17 protein-coding genes are annotated in these 23,175 nt (G+C 67.9%); 7 read left to right on the top strand and 10 right to left on the bottom strand.

Going from position 1 to position 23,175, the window contains the following annotated elements; genetic code table 11:
* Positions 1 to 147: 147 nt before the first annotated feature.
* Together J2Y70_RS13305 and J2Y70_RS13300 are read right to left on the bottom strand one after the other, a co-directional pair.
* Positions 148 to 2,229, bottom strand: coding sequence for a S9 family peptidase (locus J2Y70_RS13305; protein ID WP_309918275.1), 2,082 nt, complete (start codon positions 2,227 to 2,229; stop codon positions 148 to 150).
* A 361-nt stretch (positions 2,230 to 2,590) separates the two neighbouring features.
* The gene (locus J2Y70_RS13300; protein WP_309918272.1) at positions 2,591 to 4,555 is read right to left on the bottom strand and encodes an OPT family oligopeptide transporter; all 1,965 of its coding nucleotides are present in this window, start codon (positions 4,553 to 4,555) and stop codon (positions 2,591 to 2,593) included.
* A 571-nt stretch (positions 4,556 to 5,126) separates the two neighbouring features.
* Here J2Y70_RS13300 and J2Y70_RS13295 point away from each other — a divergent pair.
* A complete protein-coding gene (locus tag J2Y70_RS13295) occupies positions 5,127 to 6,893 on the top strand; it encodes an oligopeptide:H+ symporter (protein WP_309918269.1) in 1,767 nt (588 codons plus the stop codon).
* Between the two features lie 276 nt (positions 6,894 to 7,169).
* On the opposite strand, the gene J2Y70_RS13290 is transcribed toward J2Y70_RS13295, so the two are convergent.
* The 4 genes from J2Y70_RS13290 to J2Y70_RS13275 all read right to left on the bottom strand — a co-directional run bounded on the left by J2Y70_RS13290 (position 7,170) and on the right by J2Y70_RS13275 (position 13,421).
* Positions 7,170 to 9,104, bottom strand: a complete 1,935-nt coding sequence (locus tag J2Y70_RS13290) for a S9 family peptidase (RefSeq protein ID WP_309918267.1) — start codon at positions 9,102 to 9,104, stop codon at positions 7,170 to 7,172.
* A 400-nt stretch (positions 9,105 to 9,504) separates the two neighbouring features.
* Positions 9,505 to 11,433: a S9 family peptidase gene (locus J2Y70_RS13285; protein ID WP_309918264.1), complete on the bottom strand. Its 1,929-nt coding sequence runs from the start codon at positions 11,431 to 11,433 to the stop codon at positions 9,505 to 9,507.
* Between the two features lie 269 nt (positions 11,434 to 11,702).
* Positions 11,703 to 12,596 (bottom strand): MipA/OmpV family protein, encoded by an 894-nt coding sequence (locus tag J2Y70_RS13280; protein WP_309918262.1) that lies wholly within the window; start codon positions 12,594 to 12,596, stop codon positions 11,703 to 11,705.
* A 162-nt stretch (positions 12,597 to 12,758) separates the two neighbouring features.
* Positions 12,759 to 13,421, bottom strand: coding sequence for a DUF3313 domain-containing protein (locus J2Y70_RS13275; RefSeq protein WP_263395182.1), 663 nt, complete (start codon positions 13,419 to 13,421; stop codon positions 12,759 to 12,761).
* Positions 13,422 to 13,606: 185 nt separating this feature from the next.
* Here J2Y70_RS13275 and J2Y70_RS13270 point away from each other — a divergent pair, with 185 nt between their 5' ends.
* Positions 13,607 to 14,287 (top strand): TetR/AcrR family transcriptional regulator, encoded by a 681-nt coding sequence (locus tag J2Y70_RS13270; protein ID WP_309918255.1) that lies wholly within the window; start codon positions 13,607 to 13,609, stop codon positions 14,285 to 14,287.
* Positions 14,288 to 14,354: 67 nt separating this feature from the next.
* On the opposite strand, the gene J2Y70_RS13265 is transcribed toward J2Y70_RS13270, so the two are convergent.
* Positions 14,355 to 15,362, bottom strand: coding sequence for a LacI family DNA-binding transcriptional regulator (locus J2Y70_RS13265; RefSeq protein WP_309918253.1), 1,008 nt, complete (start codon positions 15,360 to 15,362; stop codon positions 14,355 to 14,357).
* Between the two features lie 96 nt (positions 15,363 to 15,458).
* Between J2Y70_RS13265 and J2Y70_RS13260 the strand changes: the two genes are divergently transcribed.
* From J2Y70_RS13260 to J2Y70_RS13240, 5 genes are read left to right on the top strand one after another with little or no spacing between them, the layout of a single operon-like run.
* Entirely contained in the window at positions 15,459 to 16,511 is a 1,053-nt protein-coding gene (locus J2Y70_RS13260) for a sugar phosphate isomerase/epimerase (RefSeq protein WP_263395185.1), read from the top strand.
* 27 nt (positions 16,512 to 16,538) lie between these two features.
* The gene (locus tag J2Y70_RS13255; RefSeq protein WP_309918249.1) at positions 16,539 to 17,756 is read left to right on the top strand and encodes a nucleoside permease; all 1,218 of its coding nucleotides are present in this window, start codon (positions 16,539 to 16,541) and stop codon (positions 17,754 to 17,756) included.
* 12 nt (positions 17,757 to 17,768) lie between these two features.
* A complete protein-coding gene (locus J2Y70_RS13250) occupies positions 17,769 to 18,893 on the top strand; it encodes a Gfo/Idh/MocA family oxidoreductase (RefSeq protein WP_309918246.1) in 1,125 nt (374 codons plus the stop codon).
* Positions 18,894 to 18,912: 19 nt separating this feature from the next.
* A complete protein-coding gene (locus J2Y70_RS13245; protein WP_309918240.1) occupies positions 18,913 to 19,779 on the top strand; it encodes a sugar phosphate isomerase/epimerase in 867 nt (288 codons plus the stop codon).
* 18 nt (positions 19,780 to 19,797) lie between these two features.
* Complete coding sequence (locus J2Y70_RS13240) at positions 19,798 to 20,094, top strand: cytochrome c (RefSeq protein ID WP_309918237.1); 297 nt, start codon at positions 19,798 to 19,800, stop codon at positions 20,092 to 20,094.
* Between the two features lie 27 nt (positions 20,095 to 20,121).
* Here J2Y70_RS13240 and J2Y70_RS13235 read toward each other — a convergent pair whose 3' ends face one another.
* Genes J2Y70_RS13235 through J2Y70_RS13225 form a run of 3 tightly spaced genes read right to left on the bottom strand, consistent with a single transcriptional unit; the run spans position 20,122 to position 23,170 of the window.
* Complete coding sequence (locus J2Y70_RS13235) at positions 20,122 to 20,865, bottom strand: DUF1080 domain-containing protein (protein ID WP_309918335.1); 744 nt, start codon at positions 20,863 to 20,865, stop codon at positions 20,122 to 20,124.
* 44 nt (positions 20,866 to 20,909) lie between these two features.
* Complete coding sequence (locus J2Y70_RS13230) at positions 20,910 to 21,485, bottom strand: gluconate 2-dehydrogenase subunit 3 family protein (RefSeq protein ID WP_309918235.1); 576 nt, start codon at positions 21,483 to 21,485, stop codon at positions 20,910 to 20,912.
* Positions 21,485 to 23,170 (bottom strand): GMC family oxidoreductase, encoded by a 1,686-nt coding sequence (locus J2Y70_RS13225; RefSeq protein WP_309918232.1) that lies wholly within the window; start codon positions 23,168 to 23,170, stop codon positions 21,485 to 21,487. Before J2Y70_RS13225 ends, J2Y70_RS13230 begins: the two co-directional genes overlap by 1 nt.
* Between the last annotated feature and the right edge of the window lie 5 nt (positions 23,171 to 23,175).

Below are 23,175 nucleotides of genomic sequence, written 5' to 3'. Positions count from 1 at the left end.
GGGGACCCGGAAAAGCGCGGCGGCGCGACCGGAAACCGGGCAGCGCGCACCCCAGCGGACATTGCCTTGGTTCGCGCTCTGGCAAGACGCAATCCGCGCCCGCTTTCGCTGTTCCGGGTTCCCGGTCCCCGGTCCCTGGTCCCGTCCTCATTGCCCGATATGCTGCTTCAACCACCCATTCACCGTGTCGTGCCACAGGATGCTGTTCTGCGGCTTGAGCACCCAGTGGTTTTCGTCGGGGAAGTACAGGAACTTGGATTCGATGCCCTGGCGCTGCGCGGCGCTGAACGCGGCCAGGCCCTGCTCCACCGGGATGCGGAAGTCGAGCTGGCCATGGATGATCAGCATCGGCTTCTTCCAGTCGGCGACGTGGTTGACCGGGTTGAACTTCTCGTAGTTCGACCCCTTCTGGTACGGCGTGCCGCCCTGCTCCCACTCGGTGAACCACAGCTCTTCGGTGGCGTAGCCCATCATGCGCTGGTCGAACACACCGTCGTGGTTGACCAGGCACTTGAACGGGGAATTCCAGTTGCCCGCGATCCAGTTGACCATGAAGCCGCCGTAGCTGGCGCCGAGCGCGCAGGCCTTGTCGCCATTGAGGAACTTGAACTGCTTCTGCGCGGCGGCCCAGCCCTTCTGCAGGTCTTCCAGCGGGCGGTCGCCCCAGTGCTGGCTGATCGCATCGGTGAACGCCTGGCCGTAGCCGGTGGAGCCGTGGAAATCGATCATCACCACCGCGTAGCCCTGCCCGGCATAGGTCTGCGGGTTCCAGCGGTTGCTCCAGCCGTTGCCGAAGCTACCCTGCGGGCCGCCGTGGATCAGGAACGCGACCGGATAGGTCTTGCCTTCCTGGTAGTTCCACGGCTTGACCACGTAGCCGTGCACGGTGTCGTTGTTCCAGCCCTTGAAGGTGAACTGCTCGGCCTCGCCGAACTTCACGTCGGGCAGCATCTCACCGGCGCTGGGGGTGATCGCGCGCATCTCGGTAGCGCCGGCTTCCTGCATGATCGGCGCGGTGAACAGCTGGTTGCCTGTCTGCAGCGAATTGGTCATCACCGCCAGGGTGCCGCCCTTGATGTCGAACTCCGCCACGCTGTTGCCGCCGACCATCTGCGACACACCGCCATCGGCGACATCGATCTCGAACAGCGGATGCTGGCCCATCTCCTGCGCCGGCACGTACAGGGTCTTGCCGTCGGCCGACACCTGGATGCCGTCGGCCGAGCGGTCCCACTTCGGCGCGATCTCGCGGGTCTTGCCACTGGCCAGGTCCATCGCCATCAGCCCGAAGCGGTCGGCCTCGAAACCGGGGCGCTGCATCGCGCGGTAGAACAGGGTCTTGCCGTCGGCGGAAAACACCGGGCCTGCATCCCAGGCCGGGTTGGCCGCGGTCAGGTTGACCGGCGCGGTCTTGCCCGCCGCATCCAGCCGGTACAGGTCGAAGTTGGTCGACCACGGCTCCTCGCGTCCGGCCAGGCGCACGCTGGCGACCAGCGACTGCCCGTCCGGCGCCCATGTGTAGTCTTCGCCGCCGCCGAACGGCTTGGACGGGATGTCGCCGGCCAGGGCCACGCTGATCGCCGAGGCGCCGACCACCGGCTTGGCCTTGGCGCCGGTGGGCAACGGCGCGACGAACAGGCTGTTGCGGCGGCCGTCGTTCCAGGTGTCCCAATGGCGCACAAACAGTTGGTCGAACACCACGCCGCTGGCCTTGGCGTTCTTGGTCGCGTCCAGGCGCTTCTGCGTGCAGGCCAGGTCCGAGCCGCAGTCCTGGAACACGCCGGCGCTGAAGGCGACGCGGTCGCCCTGCGGCGCGACGTGGTAACTGTCCACGTCCAGCGCCAGATCGGTGAGCTGGCGCGGCGCGCCGCCGGCCAGCGGCATCGCATACAACTGCTGGCGGCCGGACTTGGCGCTGAGGAAGTACACGGTCTTGCCGTCGGCCGACAGCTCCGGCGAATTGACGTTCCAGCCGTCCGGGGTCAGCCGCTTCGGCGGCGCCGCATCGCGGGTGCGCAGGTTGCGCAGCCACAGTCCCGAGCTGGCCTTGTCGGTGGCCTTGTCCATTTGCCGCTTGGCGAAGATCACGGTGCCGCCGTCGGGCGTCAGCAGCGGCGAGGACACCCGGTCCAGCGCCACCATGTCGCGGACATCGAAACCGCGGGTCGCCGCCAGCGCGGGCAGCGCGGTCAGCAGACACAGGGGCAGCAAGGCGTAGCGCAAGGTCATCGGGCGTCTCCGGAACACGGCAAAACGTCGATGGTAGGCGCGCGGGTGGGCGTGGTGCAAAGGCATGAAGTCATGGGAAGGGCTGGATCGGGACTCGGGACTCGGGACTCGGGACTCGGGACTCGCGAGAGCGTGTGCGCTCGCCTGTTTCGTCGCAAGGCTGCGGCGACACTGGAGGTCGACTACGGGCGTTACGTGTTGCCTGCAGCGCTACGGCGCCGCGCGCGACTTCGATCAGTACTTGGGCCGGATGTTTTGCGAAGCATCCGCCGGGCGCATCGCCACTACGCGTTGCCGCCCTCGAAAACACGAAGCCCGGCGCGGGGCCGGGCTTCGTGCGTTGCTTGGCTGGCGCCCGCGCTTACGCCGACGGCGGCAGCGGCGCGGTGGGTTCGCCCTTCTTGCCGGTGCGGTACAGCAGCCAGCCGACGAAGGCGAGCAGCAGCAGGCCGTACCACTGGTTCAGATGGAACGCCGCAGGCAGCGCCAGCACGTCGGCGCGGCCGGAGACCACGATCGGCACGGCGATGGCGATGCCCATCAGCGCCTCGCCGGTAATCAGGCCCGCGGCGAACAGCGTGCCCGGACGATGCACGCGGTCGCGGCCTTCCTCGTCGTCGGCGCGGATCTTGTGGAAGCGCTCGACGAGATGGCTGATCAGGCCGCCGAGGAAGATCGGCACCATCAGCTCCAGCGGCAGGTAGATGCCGATCGCCGCGGCCAGCACCGGCACGCGGAAGCGCTTGCCGGTGCGCTTGAGCCACTCGTCCAGGGCGATGATCGCCGCGCCGACGCCGGCGCCGATGGCGATCATCGTCCACGGCAGCTCGCCGCCGAACAGGCCCTTGGCCACCGAGGCCATCAGCGTCGCCTGCGGCGCCGCCAACGAGTTCGGATGTTCCGGCGTCGCCGCGCCGATGCCGTAGGCCTGGGCCAGCAGGTTCAGCACCGGCGCCATGATCAGCGCGCAGGAGAACGCACCGATGGCCAGCATCAGCTGCTGCTTCCACGGCGTGGCGCCGACCAGGTAACCGGCCTTCAGGTCCTGCAGGTTATCGCCGCCCACCGCTGCAGCGCAGCACACCACTGCGCCGATCATGATCGCGGCGACCGCGCCGATCGGCGAGTCGCGCCCGAGCAGCAGCACCAGCACCGCCGAGGCGAACAGGATGGTGGAGATGGTGATGCCCGACACCGGGTTGTTCGACGAGCCGATCAGGCCGGCCAGGTAGCCGGACACCGACACGAACAGGAAGCCGGCGACGATCATGATGATGGTCATCGGGATGCTGACGTGCCACTGGCCCACGATCGCCTGGTACAGGCCCAGCAGCGGCAGCGTGCACAGCAGCAGCGCCACCAGCATCCACTTCATCGGCAGGTCGCGGTCGGTCTCGGCGACGACCGTGCCGGCGGTGCTCTTGCGCGCGGCGGCGAAGCCGCTCTTGACCCCGGACAGCAGCGACTTGCGCAGCGAGAACAGCGTCCACACGCCGCCGATCAGCATCGCGCCCACGCCCAGGTAGCGCACCTTGGCCGCCCAGATGCCGAACGCCGCGTCCGCCGCCGGCGCGGTGGCCAGGCTCTGCGCCAGCGCCGGATCGGAGCCCATGAAGAACTGCTGGTACAGCGGGATGGCGATGTGCCAGGACAGGATCGAGCCGGACAGCACCACGATGCCGACGTTGAGCCCGACGATGTAGCCGACCCCGAGCAGCGCCGGCGACAGGTTGGTGCCGACGTAGCCGACCAGCTTGCTGCTGCCCAGGTAGGTGGCCTGCGCCCAGGTATCGGGAATCACCTTCAGGCCGCTGGCCGCGCCCAGCTTGACCACGCCGCCGATCAGCGCCGACAGCGCCAGGATCTTCAGCCCCGGCCCCGGGTTCTCGCCGGCCTTGAGCACTTCGGCCGCGGCCTTGCCCTCGGGGAACGGCAGCGGATCCTCGACGATCATCGAGCGCCGCAGCGGCACCGAGAACAGCACACCGAGCAGGCCGCCCATGCCGGCGATGCCGAGCACCCACCAGTACTTGAAGTCCGGCCAGTAGCCCATGATCACCAACGCCGGGATGGTGAAGATCACCCCCGCCGCGATCGACGAACCGGCCGAGGCGCCGGTCTGCACGATGTTGTTCTCCAGGATGGTGCCGCCGCCGAGCAGGCGCAGCACGCCCATCGACACGACCGCTGCCGGGATCGCGGTGGCGATGGTCAGGCCGGCGAACAGCCCCAGGTAGGCATTGGCCGCCGACAGCACGACGGCCAGCACGATCGCCAGCACGACCGCGCGGAAAGTGAGCTGACGCGGTGCAGCAGCGTTGTTCATGGTTACCCCTGAAACGACAAAAACGTTTTCCACGCTAGCGTCTGGGGCCAGGCAAGTCCAGCGCTGCAGCGCCCAGCTTGTGGCACATGTCTGGGAGGCGGAGATTGGGGATTGGGGATTTGCAGAGGCACAGCGATGCCCCGGCGGCCGATTGCCTGCCCCTCTCCATCGGGAGAGGGGTTGGGGTGAAGGTACGGGACGAAGCCTCGCGCTGTTTCGACGCCATGAGGCTTCGCCCGGACCCTCATCCGCCCCTGCGGGGCACCTTCTCCCGAGGGGAGAAGGAAAAGCGGCTAGCCCCTCTCCCACCGGGAGAGGGGTCGGGGTGAGGGTACGGCCGCGCAGCGCTCGCAAGCGTTGCACCGGCAGCCCGCGCCCTCCTCCGCCGCTGCGGGGCACCGTCTCCGAAAAGAGGCCATGGTCCAAAAGGTGAAGGAGCAGGCGCTGTCGATACAAATTAGCGGTACACATTGCACCGGCCGCCACACAACCCGACGCGCTCGGCCACAGCTCACCGACCGCCACCAGCGCGCCTATACTCCGCCGCTGCGCTACTCCGCCAAGGCCCGTCGTGTCCGCTTCCCTCCTGCCGCTGCGCGACGCGCGCGACGATTTCCTCGGCCACCCCAAGGGCGTCTACGTCTGTTTCTTCACCGAGATGTGGGAGCGCTTCTCCTTCTACGGCATGAAGGCGCTGTTGCTGCTGTACCTGACCAAGTACCACCTGTTCGGCGACAAGGCCGGGCTCGACCTGCTCGGCGCCTACGGCGGCCTGGTGTACTGCGTGCCGGTGATCGGCGGCCTGCTCGCCGACCGCTGGCTGGGCATGCGCAAGGCGGTGGTGTTCGGCGGCATCCTGCTGGTGCTCGGCCACGTCGGCATGGCCTTCGAAGGCCACGCCGCCACGCGCGTCGACGGTGAGGTGATCCGCGACACCGCGTCGCTGGGCGTGACCTATCTGTCGCTGGCGCTGATCATCATGGGGGTGGGCTTCCTCAAGCCGAACATCTCCACCATCGTCGGCAAGCTGTACGCGCCCGACGATCCGCGCCGCGACTCCGGCTTCTCGCTGTTCTACGCCGGCATCAACCTCGGCGCGCTGTTCGCCTCGCTGGTGTGCGGCTTCCTCGGCGAGGCCTACGGCTGGCGCTACGGTTTCGGCGCCGCCGGGATCGGCATGCTGCTGGGCCTGGGCATGTTCCTGTGGGGGCAGAAATACCTGCACGGCCACGCCGAGCCGGCGCAACCGGCGCTGCTGCGCCAGCGCGTGGCCGGGCTGCCGCGCGAATGGGCGATCTATCTGGCGGCGGTGCTGGGCGTGGTGCCGGTGGCCGGGCTGATGTGGGCCGCGGCCAACGGCGCCTTCAGCCTGGGCGGAGAGATCTCGCTGGCCTTGATGCTGATGCTGGTGGTGCTCGGCGCCGTGCTGCTGTGGTTCGCCTGGTTCACCGGCACCCAGTGCACGCCGGTGCAGCGCCAGCAGATGATCGCGCTGATGGTGCTGATCGCGATGGCGCTGGTGTATTTCACCCTGTACGAGCAGACCTACGGTTCCTGGGTCACCTTCACCGACCGGCTGATGACCAAGGACATCGTGCCGGCGCTGGTGATCCGCGGCGGCACCCCGCTGCCGTGGTCGATCGCCTCGCTGCTGCTGGCGCCGCTGGGCTTCGTGGTGGCGGCCACGCTGTCCGACCGGCGTCCGGACTCGGCGGCGCCGCGCGTGCTGTTCGTGACGGTGAGCGCGCTGATGCTGCTGTTCCTGGTCCGCGACTGCCTGGTACTGCCGCAGACCGCCGGCTCGCTGACCTATCTGGGCGCGCTGTTCCTGGTGCTGCTGGCGCCGCTGTTCGCCGCGCTATGGGCCTGGCTGCAGCGGCGCGACCTGGAGCCATCCAAGCCGGCCAAGTCGGCGCTGGGCCTGCTGCTGGCCGGCCTGTCGTTCGTGCCGTTGGCGCTGGCCGCGCAGCAGGTCGGCGCCAGCGGACAGATGGCCAGCGTGTGGTGGCTGGTACTGGCCTACCTGGTGCTGGAAGCCGGCGAGATGTGCCTGTCGCCGGTCGGCCTGTCGGCGGTCACCCAGCTCGCGGTGCCGCGCGTGGTCAGCCTGATGATGGGCACCTGGTTCCTGGCCACCGCCTTCTCCGAAGCGCTGGCCGCGCTGTTCGGCAAGCTCGCCGCGATCGAGGTGCCGGAAGGCGAAGCGCTGAACATTGCCGACGCCGCCGCCAAGTACGCGCACCTGTTCTGGCTGATGCTGTGGATCGGCGTGGGCTGCGCGGTGCTGGCCTTCCTGGCCGCGCCGCTGCTGCGGCGGATGATGCATGGAGTGCGCTGAGCCGAGGCGTTCGCACGGCGGCGGGGCCTGTCCGTGCAGGGCGCAGATGCGCACGTGTTTCACGACACGGCAGCGCGCGAGTCAAAGACAGCGCATCCATGGCATGCGCGCGTCCGGCACCACGCTCGGCGCACGGATCATCTCGCAAGGTCTGCTGCGAAGAGACACGTGCGGCCGCTCCGCCACACGACGACTCGACAATGCACCGGCCGAGCCCCGACTCGCCGGCTGCCCGCATCCGCGCCGCTGCGGCGCGGACGCGGACGCGGACGGTGGCTAGCGTGCCGCGGCAGGCTTGGCCACTGCGCCGCCAAGCGAGCGATTCAGGAACGCCAGCAGTTTGGTGTAGTACTCGCGACGATGCTCCTCGGTGTAGAAACCGTGGCCTTCGGTCGGCACGTACAGCGTTTCCACCGGTACGCCGGCCTTCTTCAGCGCCGCCTCCATCTTCTTGGAATGCGCGATCGGCGCGCGCTCGTCCTCGCCGCCGGCAGCCAGGAACACCGGCACCTTGATCCGGTCGGCCAGGTTCACCGGCGACACCGCGGCCAATGCGCTGCTCGGCCCCATCCATTCGCGCAGGAAGGTCTCGCTCGAATCGCGCTGCTGCATGTCGCCCTTGGCATACATCATCGGCAAATCGTAGACGCCGATGTAGCCGGCGGCGCAGCGGTACAGCGCCGGTTCCTTGGCCACGCCCATCAGCGACGCATAGGCGCCGTAGCTGGCGCCGTACATGCAGATGCGCTCGGGATCGGCGATGCCCTGGGCGATCGCCCAGCGCGTGGCGTCGGTCACGTCGTCCTGCATCGCGCCGCCCCACTGCTGCGCACCGGCCTGGTGGAAAGCGCGCCCGTAGTTGCCCGAACCGCGGTAGTTGACCTGCAGCACCGCATAGCCGGCCTGGGCCAGCATCTGCGCATCCTGATCGAACAGGCCCTCGTCGAAGACACCGAACGGACCGCCGTGCGGCATCACCACCATCGGCACCTTGCCGGCCGCAGCCGTCGCCGGCAAGGTCACGAAGCCGTGCAATTGCATGCCGTCGCGCGCCTGCAGTGCGATCGGCCGCACGTCCGCCAGCGCCGCCTGCGGCAGCGTGGCGCGGCGCGCGAACACGAAGTCGGCCTTCTTCGCCACGTTGTCGAACAGGTAGAACTGGCCGGGATTGCGTCCGGACTGGACCTCCACCAGGTTCAGCCGGCCGTCGCGGGTGCTTGAGGTGACGTAGACCGACTGCCCGGGGAACGCGGCTTCCAGCGCCCGTTGGGTCTTCGCCTCGGGCGAGGCCGCATCGAAGAACAGGCTGCGCGGCTTGTCCGCCAGGAACTCGACACCCACCGGAATACGGGTGCCATAGCGATAGATGATCCGGTGCGGGTCGGCCAGCCCATCGCGCGCGACCACCTTGCGCTCGCCGCTGTCCGCGTTCCAGGCCTCGATCGCATCGCTGCCGCTGGCCCGCTCGACCTGCAGATAAGCGGTACGTCCGTCTTCGGAAAAGCCGATCGGGTGTTCGACGTGATGGCTGACGTTCTCGTCGTTGAGCAGGCGCCAGTCGCCGCCCTGCGCGTCGCGATAGAACAGCTTGCTGACATTGTCCTCATCGGCGCCGACAGCGAAACGGACCTTGCCCTGCGCATCGCTGAAGAAGTCGGCGCGGCGGACCTTCGGCGAGCCGATCAGCGGACGCCGACGGCCCGTGTACACGTCCAGGATCTCGGCGCGGCTGTACGGGTCCTTGCTGACGCTGAAGGGACGCACCTGGATGGCCACATTGTGATCGTCCCCGGGCAGTGGCCCGATCATGTCCGCGATGACGTCCTCGACCTTCTTGGTCTGGATCAGCGAGCCCGGGCTGTCGCCGGTGACGCGCTGGCCCACCAACAGGTCGGCCGCGCCGCCGTCGGCATTGATCGCGAACAGCTCGCCAGTACCCCGCGGCAGGTCCATCGCGCCGATCTTCTCGGCCATGCTGAACAGCACGCGCGTGTCATTGACCCACTCGAAGGCGGAGACGTGGCTGTTCTTTTCCATCGAAAAAGTGCCAACGATCTTGCTGTCGGAACGGCGCATGATCGCCAGCGCGGTCCGGTCCTGCATCGGCACCGTCGCCGCCAGAAACTCGCCGGTCGGCGACAGTTTCAGTTCGGCGATCGCCCCCCTCTTCAGGAACGGATCCAGATCCACCTGCGCTTGCGCGCTCCCCATCCCCATTCCCAGCAAACAACACAATACGACTGCCCCCAGTCTTCCGCTCATCTCTTCCCCCTGTCCATGTCGGTTGGCTTGCCGGCGGAGTGTAATACGGCGCGAACGCAGCAGCGCTGCGCAAAGCGAGTGCCGGCGGCAAACGGCGTACGCATACGTTGCCGGCAAGGCGCATCCTGCGCGCGGGCACATGGAAATGCCCAAGCGCCGGCGTTGCGGTTATCTACGCGCACGCGAACGACCTGACAACATATGCCAGACCCGCTACGCAAAACGCGCTGAGCTGGGCGACGGCGGCAACGGCGGCAAGCGGTGATGCCGCGCCGCGGCAGTTGTGCCCGACCCTGCCTGCGAACGGGCCACGCCGCACCATCGGGCGGCGTGGCGCATCCGACGCCCGCTAGCGTGCCGCCGCAGGCTTGGCCACTGCGCCGCCGAGCGAACGGCTCAGGAACGCCAGCAGCCTGGTGTAGTACTCGCGCTGGTGCGCCTCGGTGTAGAAGCCGTGGCCCTCGGTCGGCACGTACAGCGTCTCCACCGGTACACCGGCGCTCTTCAGCGCCGCTTCCATCTTCTTGGAATGCGCGATCGGCGCGCGCTCGTCCTCGCCGCCGGCGGCCAGGAACACCGGCACCTTGATCCGGCCGGCCAGGTTCACCGGCGACACCGCGGCGAGCGCATCGCGTGGCCCCAGCCATTCGTGCAGGTAGGCCTCGCCGGACGCACGGGTCTGGATGTCGCCCTTGACGTACATCATCGGCAGGTCATAGACGCCGACATAGCCGGCCGCGCAGCGGTACAGCGACGGCTCCTTGGCCACGCCCATCAATGACGCGTAGGCGCCGTAACTGGCGCCGTACAGACAGATGCGTCCCGCATCGGCGATGCCCTGCTGGATCGCCCAGCGCGTGGCATCGGTCACGTCGTCCTGCATCGTGCCGCCCCACTGCCGCGCGCCGGCCTGTTGGAAGGCGCGCCCGTAGTTGCCCGAACCGCGGTAGTTGATCTGCAGCACCGCGTAACCGGCCTGGGCCAGCAGTTGTGCGTCGTCGTCGAAGGTCCATTTGTCGAACTCTCCAAACGGCCCTCCGTGCGGCATCACCACGGTGGCGAGCTTTTTCCTGTCGCCGCCAGGCGGCAGGGTCAGGAAACCGTGCAAGACCTGTCCGTCGCGCGCCGTCACGGCGATGGGTTGCGCCGAGGCCGACTTCTCCGGATCGAACCAGGCGCGCCGGCTGAAGATGCGGTCGGCCTTCTTGGCCGCGGCATCGAACAGGTAGAAATCGCCGGGATTGCGGTCCGAATAGGTTTCCACCAGGGCCAGCCGGCCATCGCGCGTGCTGGAGGTGACGAAGACCGCCTGCCCAGGAAACACGGCCTGCAGGCTGCGATACATCCTGGCTTCCGGCGACGCCTCGTCGAAGAACAAGGTCTTGGGCTTGTCGCCGACGACGAAGATGCCCACCGGAATGTTCGTATCGTTGCGATAGATGATCCGGTAAGGGTCGGTCGCCGCATCGCGGGCGACCAGCTTGCGCTCGCCGCTTTCCGCATTCCACGATTCGACCGCGTCGCTGCCGCTCGGCTTTTCGACACGGAGATAGGCAACGCGTCCATCCGCGGAGAAACCCAGCGGCTGTTCGACATGGTGACTGAGGTTCTCGTCGTTGATCAGCCGCCAGTCCCCGCCCTTGGCGTCGCGGTAATAGAGTTTGCTGGCGTTGTCGGTATCGGCGCCCAGCGCAAACCGCACCATGCCTTGCGGATCGGTATGAAAGCTCGCGCGGCGCACGGGCGTGCTGGCCAGCGGGCGCCGGCGGCCGCTGTAGACGTCCAGCAGTTCGGCGCGGGTGTAAGGATCGTCGCTGTTGAAGGGCCATATCGTGACGACGACATTGCGCTCGTCGTCGGGCAAGGTGCCGGCCAGAAAAGCGGCGACCGACTCCACCTTCTTCGGCTGGATCCGCGTCCCCGGCCCCTTGCTGGCGACGCGAAATCCGACCAGCAGTTCGGCGGCGGTGCCGTCGGCATTCATGGCGAACAGTTCGCCCGTGGGAACCGGTTTGTCCAACGCACCGAACTTTTCGGCCAACGCGATCAGCAGACGCCCGTCGCCGATCCAGGTGAAATCCGAGACGTGGGAATTCTTGCCCAACGCGAAACTGCCTACGGTCTTGTTGTCGGAACGACGTATCACCGTCAGCGCGGTCTTGTCCTCCATCGGCACCGTCGCCGCCAGGAACTCGCCGGTCGGCGACAGCTTCAGGTCGGTGACGTCGTCCTTCCTGAGGAACGGTTCAAGGTCCACCTGCGCCTGCGCGCTCCCCATTCCGATTCCCATTCCCAGCACACAGCACAACGCGACTGCCCCCAGTCTCCCGCTCATCCTGATCCCCTGTATCCATGTTGGTTTGGCTTGCAAGCAGAGTGTAATACGGCGCTGGCCCGCCGTAGCGGTCGCGTTGTTAGCCGATCGATGCAAGCGCGTCGTCGCTGGCGGAAGCGCCATGGGGCCTCACCCATTCCTCGACAGGCCGCGTCGGGTCCGGCGGGCGCTGCGGCGCGGGGCGCACCGGCGCGCGGCGGCGGGGCGCGCGCTCAGAACACATGCACATACCCCAATACGATGCGCGATTGCAGCGCGCTGCCGACCAGCGGACTGTCGCGGATCTGCGCACCGAGGCGATCCACGCCCACATCGAGGAACAGCGAATCGCGATGCGCGACGCGGTAGGCCGCGCGCAACCCGGCTTCCACATCGACGCTGGCGCCGGGGCGATACGGCAGGCGCTGCGCGCGCGCCTCCTGTGGCCGCACGCCGTAGTAATAGTCCACGTAGCGGCGATCCAGCCACGCCGCGCCCAGCCGCGGAGTCAATTCGAACAGGCCGAGATCGAAGACATGTTCGATCGAAACGGCGACGCGCCGCCCGCGGCTGTAGCCGGACACGTCATGCATCCACTCCAGCGTGGTGTCGGCGATGCCGGTGCGCCACGTGCCCGAGCCGCCCAGCCACAGGCGATCCTTGCGCTGCCGCATGCCGTCCAGCGACGGCGAGTCCGCTGCGTCGTAGCCGTCGTGGGACAACCGCGTGGTCAGCGAGAACGCCACCGCTCCCAGCGACGGCAGGTTCAGGCTGAGCGACGGGCCGTACACGCTCCACCACTTGCTCTCGTAGACCAGCAGCGGCAGCGCGACGACCTCCGGCTCGACGCCGCGATACGGCTTGTGCATCGTCAGCGCCGCCATGCCCAGGCCCCAGCGCGAGCCACGCGCCGGCCCACTGCTGTCGTCGCCCGCGGCGGCCCATGCCGCGCGAATCGGCAGCACCAGCAGCGCGACCAGCACGATCGCCGCGACCACGCCGCGCCAGAACAGCGCCGCCGGCGGCGTGCGCCGACGCGGCGGCAGGTCGGGAAGATCGTACAGCGCCTGCAATCCAGGACGCAGGCTGTGCGGAAGGCGTGGCGGAGCGGGTCGACGCGGGCGCATGGGAGTGTCCTGATCGTGGAAAGTGCACGGAAACCGACCTGCATGAGCCGGCAAAAAAAAGCAGCGACGTGGTGGACGCAGCAACCGGAATCAGCTCGCGATGAAATGCCCGCGATGGCATTTCCCGCGTAGCGGCGTAACCCGTCGCGCACCGCAATGGCACTAGTCCAGGCGTGCGACCAGTTCCTGGGCGCCCTTGCGGATCCCTGCCTTCGCCGCACCCAGGCCGCCGATGCTGGCCTTGACGTTCAACGCGTTCGGATACTGCTTGGACACGTAGGCGCTGAGCAGGCGGTTGTTGGTGGCGTCGTAGATCTCCACCGCATAGCTGACCGAACCGGACAAGGCGCCTTCCTTGCCGCGGATCGACTGCACCACGTTGTACGGGCCACCGGCCAGGTCGAACTTGGTCACCGTTCCTGCCACCTGCGGCGTCTTCTTCGCGCCGGTCAGGGTCACCGCCACGCGCAGCGAACCCGGCCGCGGCCGGTCCAGCAGCGGAAAGCGCGCCTGCAGCGCGTCGCCGAAGGCGGCGCGCATGAAGTCCGCCAGCTCCGCCTTGTCCTGCTCTGAAACCTTCTGGTCGAACTGGTTGTCCGGCCCGCGATAGATCGTCACCGGCGCGACCACCGCGCTGTCGTAGTCGCGCCAGTCGGCTCCGGCCGAATAGTCGTAGGGAACCCGGCCGGAGCGGTCGCCGAGGGTGGGCCGCAACTGCTGTGACGAGGCCAGCCCGGCGTAGGCGACCGGGCGCGTACTGGCGCAACCGGCCGCGCCCAGGCTGATCGCCAGCGCCAATGCGGACAGCCAAACGGAATGTTTCATGGGAGAGCCCTTTCGTGGATTCGGGAAAGCCGCACCGAGTAGTGGTGCACGGACGTAGCGGCGGGCGTCGAGACGACGCGCGTCGCCGCCACTTAAAATAAACCATACCGTACGGTTTATTATTAGAAGCGATTTCCCCCACTGTCAAGGAAAATGTACAGTTGGGTTCACTTATAGGAGGCGCAATGAAAGTTCGAACCGAGGCACGACGCGAGGCCATCGTCGAGGCGGCGAGGCACCTGTTCCAGGAACTGGGCTACGAGCGCGCCTCGATGAACGAGCTGGCGAAACGGTTGGGCGGCTCCAAGGCCACCCTGTACGGCTATTTCGCGTCCAAGGAGGAGTTGTTCAGCGCTGTGGTCCGCGCCGCCGCGACCGCGCATCTGTCCGACGCGATCCAGCGCTTGCAGTCGCCCCGCGCCGGCCAGAGCGATCTGCGCTCGATGCTGCTGCACTTCGGCGAGTGCATGCTGCGGGTGGTGAGCAACGATGCCATCGCCATCGCGGTCTACCGCATGGTGGTGGCCGAGGCGGGCCGCTCCGACGTCGGGCAGCTGTTCTACCAGGCCGGCCCAAGCGAATCGGTGGTCGCGGTCGCCACGGTGCTGGAAGCGGCGATGGCGCGCGGCGAACTGCACCAGAGCGACCCGACCATCGCCGCCCTGCATTTCCTGGCCTTGCTCACCGCGGAAGTGGACGTGCGCATCTACCAGCGCGATCCCCCGCCGCTGCCGCCCTCGACCGTGCGCAAGATGGTGGAGCGCGCGGTCGAGATGTTCCTGTTCGGCGCCGCACCGCGGCAGGCGGCCAGCGTCACTTCGACCACGGCCGGCAAGCCTGCGGCGCGCAAACGTGCGCGCGCCTGAGCGCAAGCCCGAGCTGCCCGCAGCGGAGGATTCGCATCACGGCCGGCGACGTCGCAGCGCGGCGACGTCACCTATCCCTCGGCGCACCCGTCGACCCGCGCAACATCAAGCTGAAATCCAGCGTCTGCTGAAGCGGCACGTCCACGTTCTCGATGATGGCGAGCAGCAGGTTGACCGCGCGGACGCCGATCTCCCGCATGGGTTGCCTGATGGTGGTCAATGGGGGCGTGAGGTAACTGGACGACGCCAGGTCGTCGAAGCCGACGATGGACAGGTCGTCCGGCACGCGAATGCCCAGATCCCGGCAGGCCGCGAGGGCGCCCAGCGCCATCTGGTCGCTGAAGCAGAACATCGCGGTCGGCACGGGCGCGCGGGCCAGTAGCGCCATCGCGGCCGCATGACCGGATTCCACGGAGAAATCGCCCGGCACGACGCTCAGGTTGCGCAGGCGGCCGCGCGCCTTGCCGGCGGCCCGGACCCCTTCCAGTCGTTGCTGGTGCAGGGGATTGTCGGGCGGACCGCCCACCACGGCAACCCGCTCGTGCCCCAGCCCATACAGATGTTCCATCACGGCGCGCGCGGCGGCCGCGTTGTCGATGTGGACGCTGGGGATGCCCAGCGCCGGGTCGAACTCGCAGCCGTTGACCACCGGCGCGGCGGCGCCCAGCTGCTTGACGATCTCGCGCGCCGTCGGCGGCAGGCGGTGCCCCAGCACGATCAGGCCGTCCGCCTCGTTGCGCCGGAGCATCTGCGCGTAGCGCTCCTCGCGGTCGGGCTGGTGCTGGGTATCGCCCAGCAGGACGGCGTAACCGACGGCCTGCGCCGCTTCCTCCGCGCCCTGCAGGATCTGCGCGAAGAATGGATTGGCGATGTCCGGGACGGTGACCAGGATCTTGCCGCTGCGCTGGGTCTTGAGCGTCCTGGCGACCGTGTTGGGGACATAGCCCAGCGCGGCGGCGGCCTGCTCGATGCGCGTGCGCGTGGCCGGCAGGACTTTTTCCGGCCGGGACAGCGCGCGCGACACCGTGCCGGCGGAGACGCCGACGTGCTTTGCGATGTCGTAAATGGTTGCCATGACGTTCGTTCTTCTTTCTGCTGTGCAGTGCACAACGGCTGTTGCGGAAGGCCCATGCTAGGATAAATGCAATCGATTGCATCGAGGCGAATCACGTTGAAAACGCTCAAGGGTCCAGCGCTGTTCCTGGCGCAGTTCATCGGCGACAACCCTCCCTTCGATCGCTTGGACACGCTGGCCGGGTGGGCTGCGGGCCTGGGCTATTCTGGCGTACAAGTGCCGACCAGCGCGCCCCACCTGTTCGATCTGGCCCAGGCTGCGCAGAGCCAGGCGTATTGCGACGACGTCGCCGGCATGCTGGCCGGGCACGGCCTGCAGATCACCGAGCTGTCCACCCACCTGCAGGGGCAGCTGGTCGCCGTCCACCCCGCCTACGACACCCTGTTCGACGGCTTCGCACCGCCGGACAAGCGCGGCGATCCCGCCGCCCGCCAGGCCTGGGCGGTGGAGCAACTGCTGTTGGCCGCCAAGGCCAGCCAGCGACTGGGGCTGACGGCGCATGCCACGTTCTCCGGTGCGTTGGCCTGGCCCTACTTCTATCCCTGGCCGCAGCGCCCGCCGGGCCTGGTGGACGAAGCCTTCGCCGAACTCGGCCGCCGCTGGCGCCCCATCCTGGATGCGTTCGACGCCTGCGGCGTGGACCTGTGCTTCGAGATCCACCCGGGCGAGGACCTGCACGACGGCGCGACCTTCGAGCGCTTCCTCGAGGTGGTCGACCATCACCCGCGCGCCAAGATCCTGTACGACCCCAGCCACCTGCTGCTGCAGCAGATGGACTACCTGGGCTTCATCGACCGGTACCACGCGCGCATCGGCATCTTCCACGTCAAGGACGCGGAGTATCGCGCCAGTGCGCGCAGCGGCGTCTATGGCGGTTACCAGGACTGGATCGATCGTCCGGGGCGGTTCCGCTCGCTCGGCGATGGCCAGATCGACTTCAAGGCGATCTTCTCGAAGTTCGCGCAATACGATTTCCCGGGCTGGGCGGTGCTGGAGTGGGAGTGCTGCCTGAAGCATCCGGAAGACGGCGCACGCGAGGGCGCCGCGTTCATCCGCGACCACATCATCCGCGTGACCGAACGCGCCTTCGACGACTTTGCCGACAGCGGCGCCGATCCGGAATCGCTGCGCCGCATGCTGGGGACCTGAGCCAATACCGCCCTGGGAGGGGAAGCCATGACGCACACCATGTCGCGCTTGGGCGCGATGATGTTTCTGCAATTCTTCATCTGGGGGGCATGGTTCGTGACCCTGGGCACGTACCTGGTGCAGGGCCCCCTGCAGGCCAGCGCGAGCCAGGTGGCGACGGCCTTCCTCAGCCAGTCCATCGGCGCCATCGTGGCGCCGTTCCTGGTCGGCCTGATCGCCGATCGCTACTTCGCGGCGCAGCGCATCCTCGCGGTGCTGCACCTCGCCGGTGCGGTGCTCATGTGGCTGGCGTCCACGGCGACCAGCTTCGGCATGTTCTCCGCCTGCGTCATGGGCTACATGCTGCTGTTCATGCCGACGCTGGCACTGGCCAACAGCGTGGCGATGCGGCACATGCAATCGCCTGAGAAACAATTCCCGCTGGTGCGGGTGGCCGGCAGCGTCGGCTGGATCGTGGCGGGCGTGCTGATCGGCTGGCTGGGCTGGGAACAGGCGCACCGGCTCGAGCTGACCTTCCGGATGGCGGCGCTGGCATCGCTGGCCCTGGGCCTGTATGCCTTCACCCTGCCGCATACACCGCCGCTGGCGCAACAGCGCGACGCCGGGCTGGGGCAGATGCTGGGGCTGGACTCGCTGCGGCTGCTGAAGTCGCGCTCCTATCTGGTGTTCTTCCTGGCGTCCATCGCCATCTGCATCCCGCTGGCGTTCTACTACAACTTCACCAACCCGTATCTCAACGATCTGGGCGTGCGCGGCGCGGCCGGCCTGCAATCGCTGGGCCAGGTCTCCGAAGTCCTGCTGATGCTGGCCATGCCGTTCCTGTTCGTGCGGCTGGGGGTCAAGACCATGCTGGCGGTGGGCATGGCCGCGTGGGTGGTGCGCTACGCCATGTTCGCCTTTGGCGATGCGGGCGGCGGGTTCTCCCTGCTGGTGATCGGCATCGTGCTGCACGGCATCTGCTACGACTTCTTCTTCGTCACCGGCCAGATCTACACCGATGCGCATGCCGGCCCCGCCGCGCGCAGCAGCGCGCAGGGGTTCATCACCCTGGCCACGTACGGCGTGGGCATGTTGATCGGCACGTTCCTGTCCGGCGCGGTGGTGGAGCACTACACCACGGCGGCCGGCCCGGACTGGCAGCAGATCTGGCTGTTCCCGGCAGGCGTGGCGCTGGTCGTGCTGATCGCCTTCCTGTTGCTGTTCCGCGACCGGCCAGTCGTCGCGGCCGCGCCCTCCGCACCCTGAGGACCCCACCCGATGCGCAAGCTTGGAATCGCCATCGTCGGCACCGGCATGATCGGCGCCGTGCACCGGCGCGCAGCGCTGCTGGCCGGTGCCCAGGTCCGCGGCGTCGCCGCCTCTTCCCCGCAACGCGCACGCGACGTGGCGCAGTCGTGGGACGTCCCGCGCGCCTATCGCGACATCGAGGAGGTGGTCGCCGATCCGCAGGTGCAGGTCGTGCACGTCTGCACGCCCAACCATCTGCACCGCGCCATGGCGCAGGCGGCGCTGCAAGCCGGCAAGCACGTGATCTGCGAGAAGCCGCTGGCTACCACGTTGCAGGACGCCCAGGCCTTGGCGGCATTGGCCGCCTCGACCGGGCTGGTCGCCACGGTGCCCTTCGTCTACCGCTACCACCCGGTGGTCCGCGAGGCGCGCGCACGCATCACGCAGGGCGAACTGGGGCCGCTGCGCCTGATCCACGGCAGCTACCTGCAGGACTGGCTGCTGGACCCCGCCAGCAACAACTGGCGCGTGGACCCGGCACTGGGTGGCGCGTCGCGCGTGTTCGCCGACATCGGCTCGCACTGGTGCGACCTGGTGGAATGGGTCGGCGGCGAGCGGTTCGTCGAGGTCAGCGCGGCGTTCGCCACCGTGATCGCCGAGCGCGGCGCCATCACCGGGCAGAGCTTCACCACGCCGGCGGCGGGCGGCGCAATGCAGGCCGTAGCGAGCGAGGATGTGGCCGCGGCGATGTTCAAAACCGGCGCCGGTACGCTGGCCTCGTTGACGGTCAGCCAGGTCTCGGCGGGACGCCGCAATCGCTTGTGGTTCGAGATCGATGGCGCCAACGCCAGCGTGGCGTTCGACCAGGAGGACGCCGAGCGGCTGTGGATCGGCCGGCCCGACCAGCGCGAGGAAATCTTCGTGCGCGGGCCGGGCGCCGGCAGTGCCGAACAACGCCGGCTGGCGGTGCTGCCGGCCGGGCACGCGCAGGGCTACGGCGATTGCTTCGAGGCGTTTGTCGCCGACACCTATCGCGCCATCGAAGGCGAGCGGCCGGAAGGCCTGCCCACCTTCGAGGACGGCGTGCGCTCGGCGCTGATCGTCGATCGCGTCATCGCATCGGCCAGGACGCGCGCCTGGACATCCATCGGTTGAATCCCGGGAGAACTTCTTGATGAACACCCCTACACGCAGAACCGCCACTCTCGCACTGCTGCTCCTCGTCGCCCTGCCCGCCTTCGCACGCGACGCCGCTGGCCCGCAGAAACCCATCGCGGTACAGATGTACACGCTGCGCGACGCCGGCTCGCTCGACCAACAGTTGAAGATCGTCCACGACGCGGGCGTGGGCGCGGTGGAAACGGTCGGCACGCAGAACGTCAGCGCGGCGGAACTCAAGCGGCTGCTGGACAGGTATGCGATCAAGGCGATCTCGTCGCACGTGCAACTGGCCGAGCTGCGCAAGGACCTGGATAGCGTGGTGGCCTTCAACCGGTCGATCGGCAACACGACGCTGGTGGTGCCCTACCTGGACCAGAAGGACCGGCCGACCGATGCCGCGGGCTGGACCGCATTGGGCAAGGAACTGGGCCAACTCTCGACGCGGGTGCGGGCCAAGGGCATGCATCTGGCCTACCACAACCACGACTTCGAGCTGGTCGACTTCAATGGCAAGACCGGCCTGGAACTGCTGTTCGCAGCGGCCGGCCCCGACCTGCAGACCGAGCTGGACCTGGCCTGGGTCGCGCGCGCGGGCTACGACCCGGCGGCGATGCTGGCCAAGTTCAAGGGCCGCATGTTCGCGGTACACGCCAAGGACAATGCACCGAAAGGCCAGGCCGAGGACGAGGGTGGCTTCGCCGCCGTGGGCCGGGGCGTGCTGGACTGGAACGCGATCCTGCCTGCCGCGGCAGGTGCCGGCGTGCGCTGGTACATCATCGAGCACGACCGTCCGCGCGATCCGGCCGCGGTCGTCCAGACCGGTGCCGAGTACCTGCGCGAACACCTGCCCGCCAGCCTGCCCGCCAGCGCACATCGCTAGCACGCGAAGGAGTCACGCTTGAGAACGATCCTGACAGCCGCCGCGGTTCTACTGGGGACGACGCTTGCGACGACGGCGTGGTCCAAGGACGACCCTGCGGCCGGCGCGCAGCTCTACGCAACGAACTGCACGGCCTGCCACGGCGCCGATCGCGCGGGCGTCCCGGGCGCATTCCCCGCGCTCACCGACGTGGGCAAGCGGCTGGAATCGGCGCAAATCAAGGAGAAGATCAGCAAGGGCGGCGGCTTGATGCCGCCCTTTCCCCAGCTGTCGCAACAGGACGTCGACGACATCGCCAGCTTCCTGGCGCAATAGGACGCCGGCGCCAGCTACGCGCCGGCGCTACAGCTCGCGCACCCAGATGTTGCGGTAGCTGACCTTGGAATCGTGCTCCTGCAGGGAGATCGGCGCGCACGCATGCGGCGAGTACGACGGCGCGCCGATGTATTCGGTCTTGCCCGCCAGCACGGTGTCGTCCTGCACCAGCACGCCGTTATGCAGGACGGTGATGCGGGCGGGCGACGTGAGCCCGCCCCCCTGCGAGAAGCGCGGCGCCTTCCAGATGATGTCGTAGGCCTGCCACTCGCCCGGCGCACGCGAGGCGTTCACCAGCGGAATGGCCTGCTTGTAGATCGAGCCGGCCTGGCCGTTGGCATAGGTCGTGTTGTTGTAACTGTCGAGCACCTGCAGCTCATACAGGTCCTGCAGGAAGATGCCGCTGTTGCCCCGCTGCTGGCCTTCGAAGCCCCGGGTCGCGGTGGGCGTGCGCCACTCGATATGCAGCTGGATGTCGCAGAAGCGCTGCTTGGTGCGGATGCCCTTGCTCCCCGGCACCACGGTCAGCGCGCCGCCGGCGACGCTCCAGGGCACGCGTCCGCCCTGCTCCGACTCCCAGGCCGAGAGATCCTTGCCACCGAACAGCACGATCGCGTCGGAGGGCGCGCGGCCCGCGGGCGTGGCCACGATCGCGGGCACGGGCTTCCACGCCTCGGTCTTCGTCGGATCGCGCGAAGGGTCGCCGCCGGCCTGCGCGAACGCGGGCGCCGCGGCCAGCAGGCAGGCCGCCATCAGGAGGGATCTGGTCATGGTGTTCCCGGGGAAGTGGTGCATGGGCGAAGCGTTGCGGTCCATCAGCTGGTCGCCCAAGCGGGCGTACCGGGGGCATAGGCCAGGTCGCCGTCGTAGCGACCAGGCACAGCGACGTACTGCAGTACTTCGGTCGCGGCAATCTTCGAAGTGAAGAAACTGAAGATGGTCAGCTGCTTGATCATCGTGAAGTAATGCGGCATCGCGCCCGCCACTTTGGCGGTGCCGGTGTCGGCCACTTCGACGACATGTTTCCTGGCTTCTGCATCCAGGGTGCGCAGCAGCTCGGTGCGCGCCTGCGGCGTGAGCGACACGAAGCGGCCGCCGGCGCGTTTGTCGATCTCGACCAGGCCGGCGCGGAATGCCGCCTGCTGCTTGGCGGTGTAGCAATCGGTGACGAATTGCGCCATGAACACGCCTACGCCGGCGTCCTTCGCCCCCGGCGTTTTGGTCCGCGGCAGGATGGTCTCGGCGATCTCGTCCAGCGTGCCGACATCGGCGGCGGAGAACGCGTGCTTCGCCCCCTCGGCCGGCGCCTTTCCATGGGACAGCGCGGGCAGGCCGATCATGGCCGCGCCCGTGGCGGCGAGGATCATCTTCAGCAGTTCGCGGCGTTCCATCACAGGTTCCCCGCTTTCAGCTCGCGCACCGCATGGTCCGCTGCCCGTGCGGTCAGCGCCATGTAGGTCAGCGAAGGATTCACGCAGGCGCTGGAGGTCATGCAGGCGCCGTCGGTGACGTAGACGTTCGGCGCGTCCCAGACCTGGTTGTGCTGGTTCAGCACGGAGTTGCTGCGGTCACGGCCCATGCGCGCGGTGCCCATCTCGTGGATGCCCTTGCCCGGGGCGTAGTCGTCATCGTGCATCTGCACGTCCTTGACCCCGGCGGCCTCCAGCATCTCGGCGGCATCGGCGGCCATGTCCTTGCGCATGGCCTTTTCGTTCGCGCGCAAGGATACGTCCATCGCCAGCACCGGCAGCCCCCATTTGTCCTTGCGCTGCGGGTCCAGGCGAATCGTATTGTCGTGGTGAGGCAGCATTTCGCCGAATCCGGTCATGCCGATGCGCCAGTCGCCCGGCAGGGTCAGCGCATCCTTCAGGTCGGCGCCGATGTTCAGCTCGGCGATCTCGCGCGACCACCCGGTGCGGCTGGCGCCGCCCTGGTAGCCGAACCCGCGCAGATAGCCGCGCTTGTCCGCGGCAACGTTGCGGAAACGGGGAATGTAGAAGCCGCAGGGACGCCGGCCGAAGTAGTACTTGTCGTCGTAGCCTTCGACCCGGCCGGCGGCGCCGGCGCCGAAATGATGGTCCATCACGTTGTGCCCAAGCTCGCCGGACGAAGAGCCCAGCCCGCCTTCCCAGACATCGGTGGCCGAGTTCATCAGCAGCCAGGTCGAGTTGAAGGAGGACGCGTTGAGGAAGATCACGTTGGCCGTGTACTGATAGGTCTGCCCGCTCTCGGCATCGATGATCTCCACGCCCCGCGCGCGCTTGCGGTCCTTGTCATAGAGCACTTCCTTGACGATCGAGAAGGGCCGCAAGGTCAGGTTGCCGGTCTTCATGGCCGCCGGGAGCGTCGCTGACTGGGTCGAGAAGTAGGCGCCGTACGGACAGCCCAGGATGCACTTGTTGCGATACTGGCAGTTGACGCGGCCCTGCTCGACCTTGGGCTGGGTGATGTTCGCGGTGCGCGAGTGGATCAGGTGCCTGGTCCCGCCGAAGGCCTTCTTGATCCGCGCAGCCACGTCCTTCTCGACGATGTTCAACGGGATCGGCGGCAGGAATTCGCCGTCGGGCAACACCTCCAGGCCCTCGCGCGTGCCGGCGATGCCGGCGAACTTCTCCACATAGTCGTACCAGGGCGCGATGTCGGCGTAACGGATCGGCCAATCGGTGGCGATGCCGTCCTTGAGGTTCGCCTGGAAATCCAGGTCCGACAGGCGATAGCTCTGCCGTCCCCACATCAGCGAGCGACCGCCCACGTGATAGCCGCGGTACCAGTCGAATCGCTTGGTCTCGGTGTAGGGCGATTCCTTTTCGTTGGCCCACATGCCCTGCAGGTTCTCGACCAGGCCGTAGTCGCGCATCAGCACCGGATAGTCGGCCTTCATCGCCTGGGTCGGCCGGTTGCGGTGCGGGAAATCCCACGCCTCCTTCATCGCGTTGACGTAGTCCTTGACGTGTTCGATGTTGCGTCCGCGTTCCAGCATCAGGACCTTGAGACCTTTCTCGGCCAGCTCCTTCGCCGCCCAACCGCCACTGATTCCCGAGCCGACGACGATGGCGTCGTAGTGATTGTCTGCCATGGGTT

The organism is Xanthomonas sp. 1678 (genome assembly GCF_031455575.1).
Taxonomy (GTDB): Bacteria; Pseudomonadota; Gammaproteobacteria; order Xanthomonadales; family Xanthomonadaceae; genus Xanthomonas_A.
Note: the sequence above shows the minus strand (reverse complement) of the source record. Positions and strands in the feature narration are given on the sequence as shown.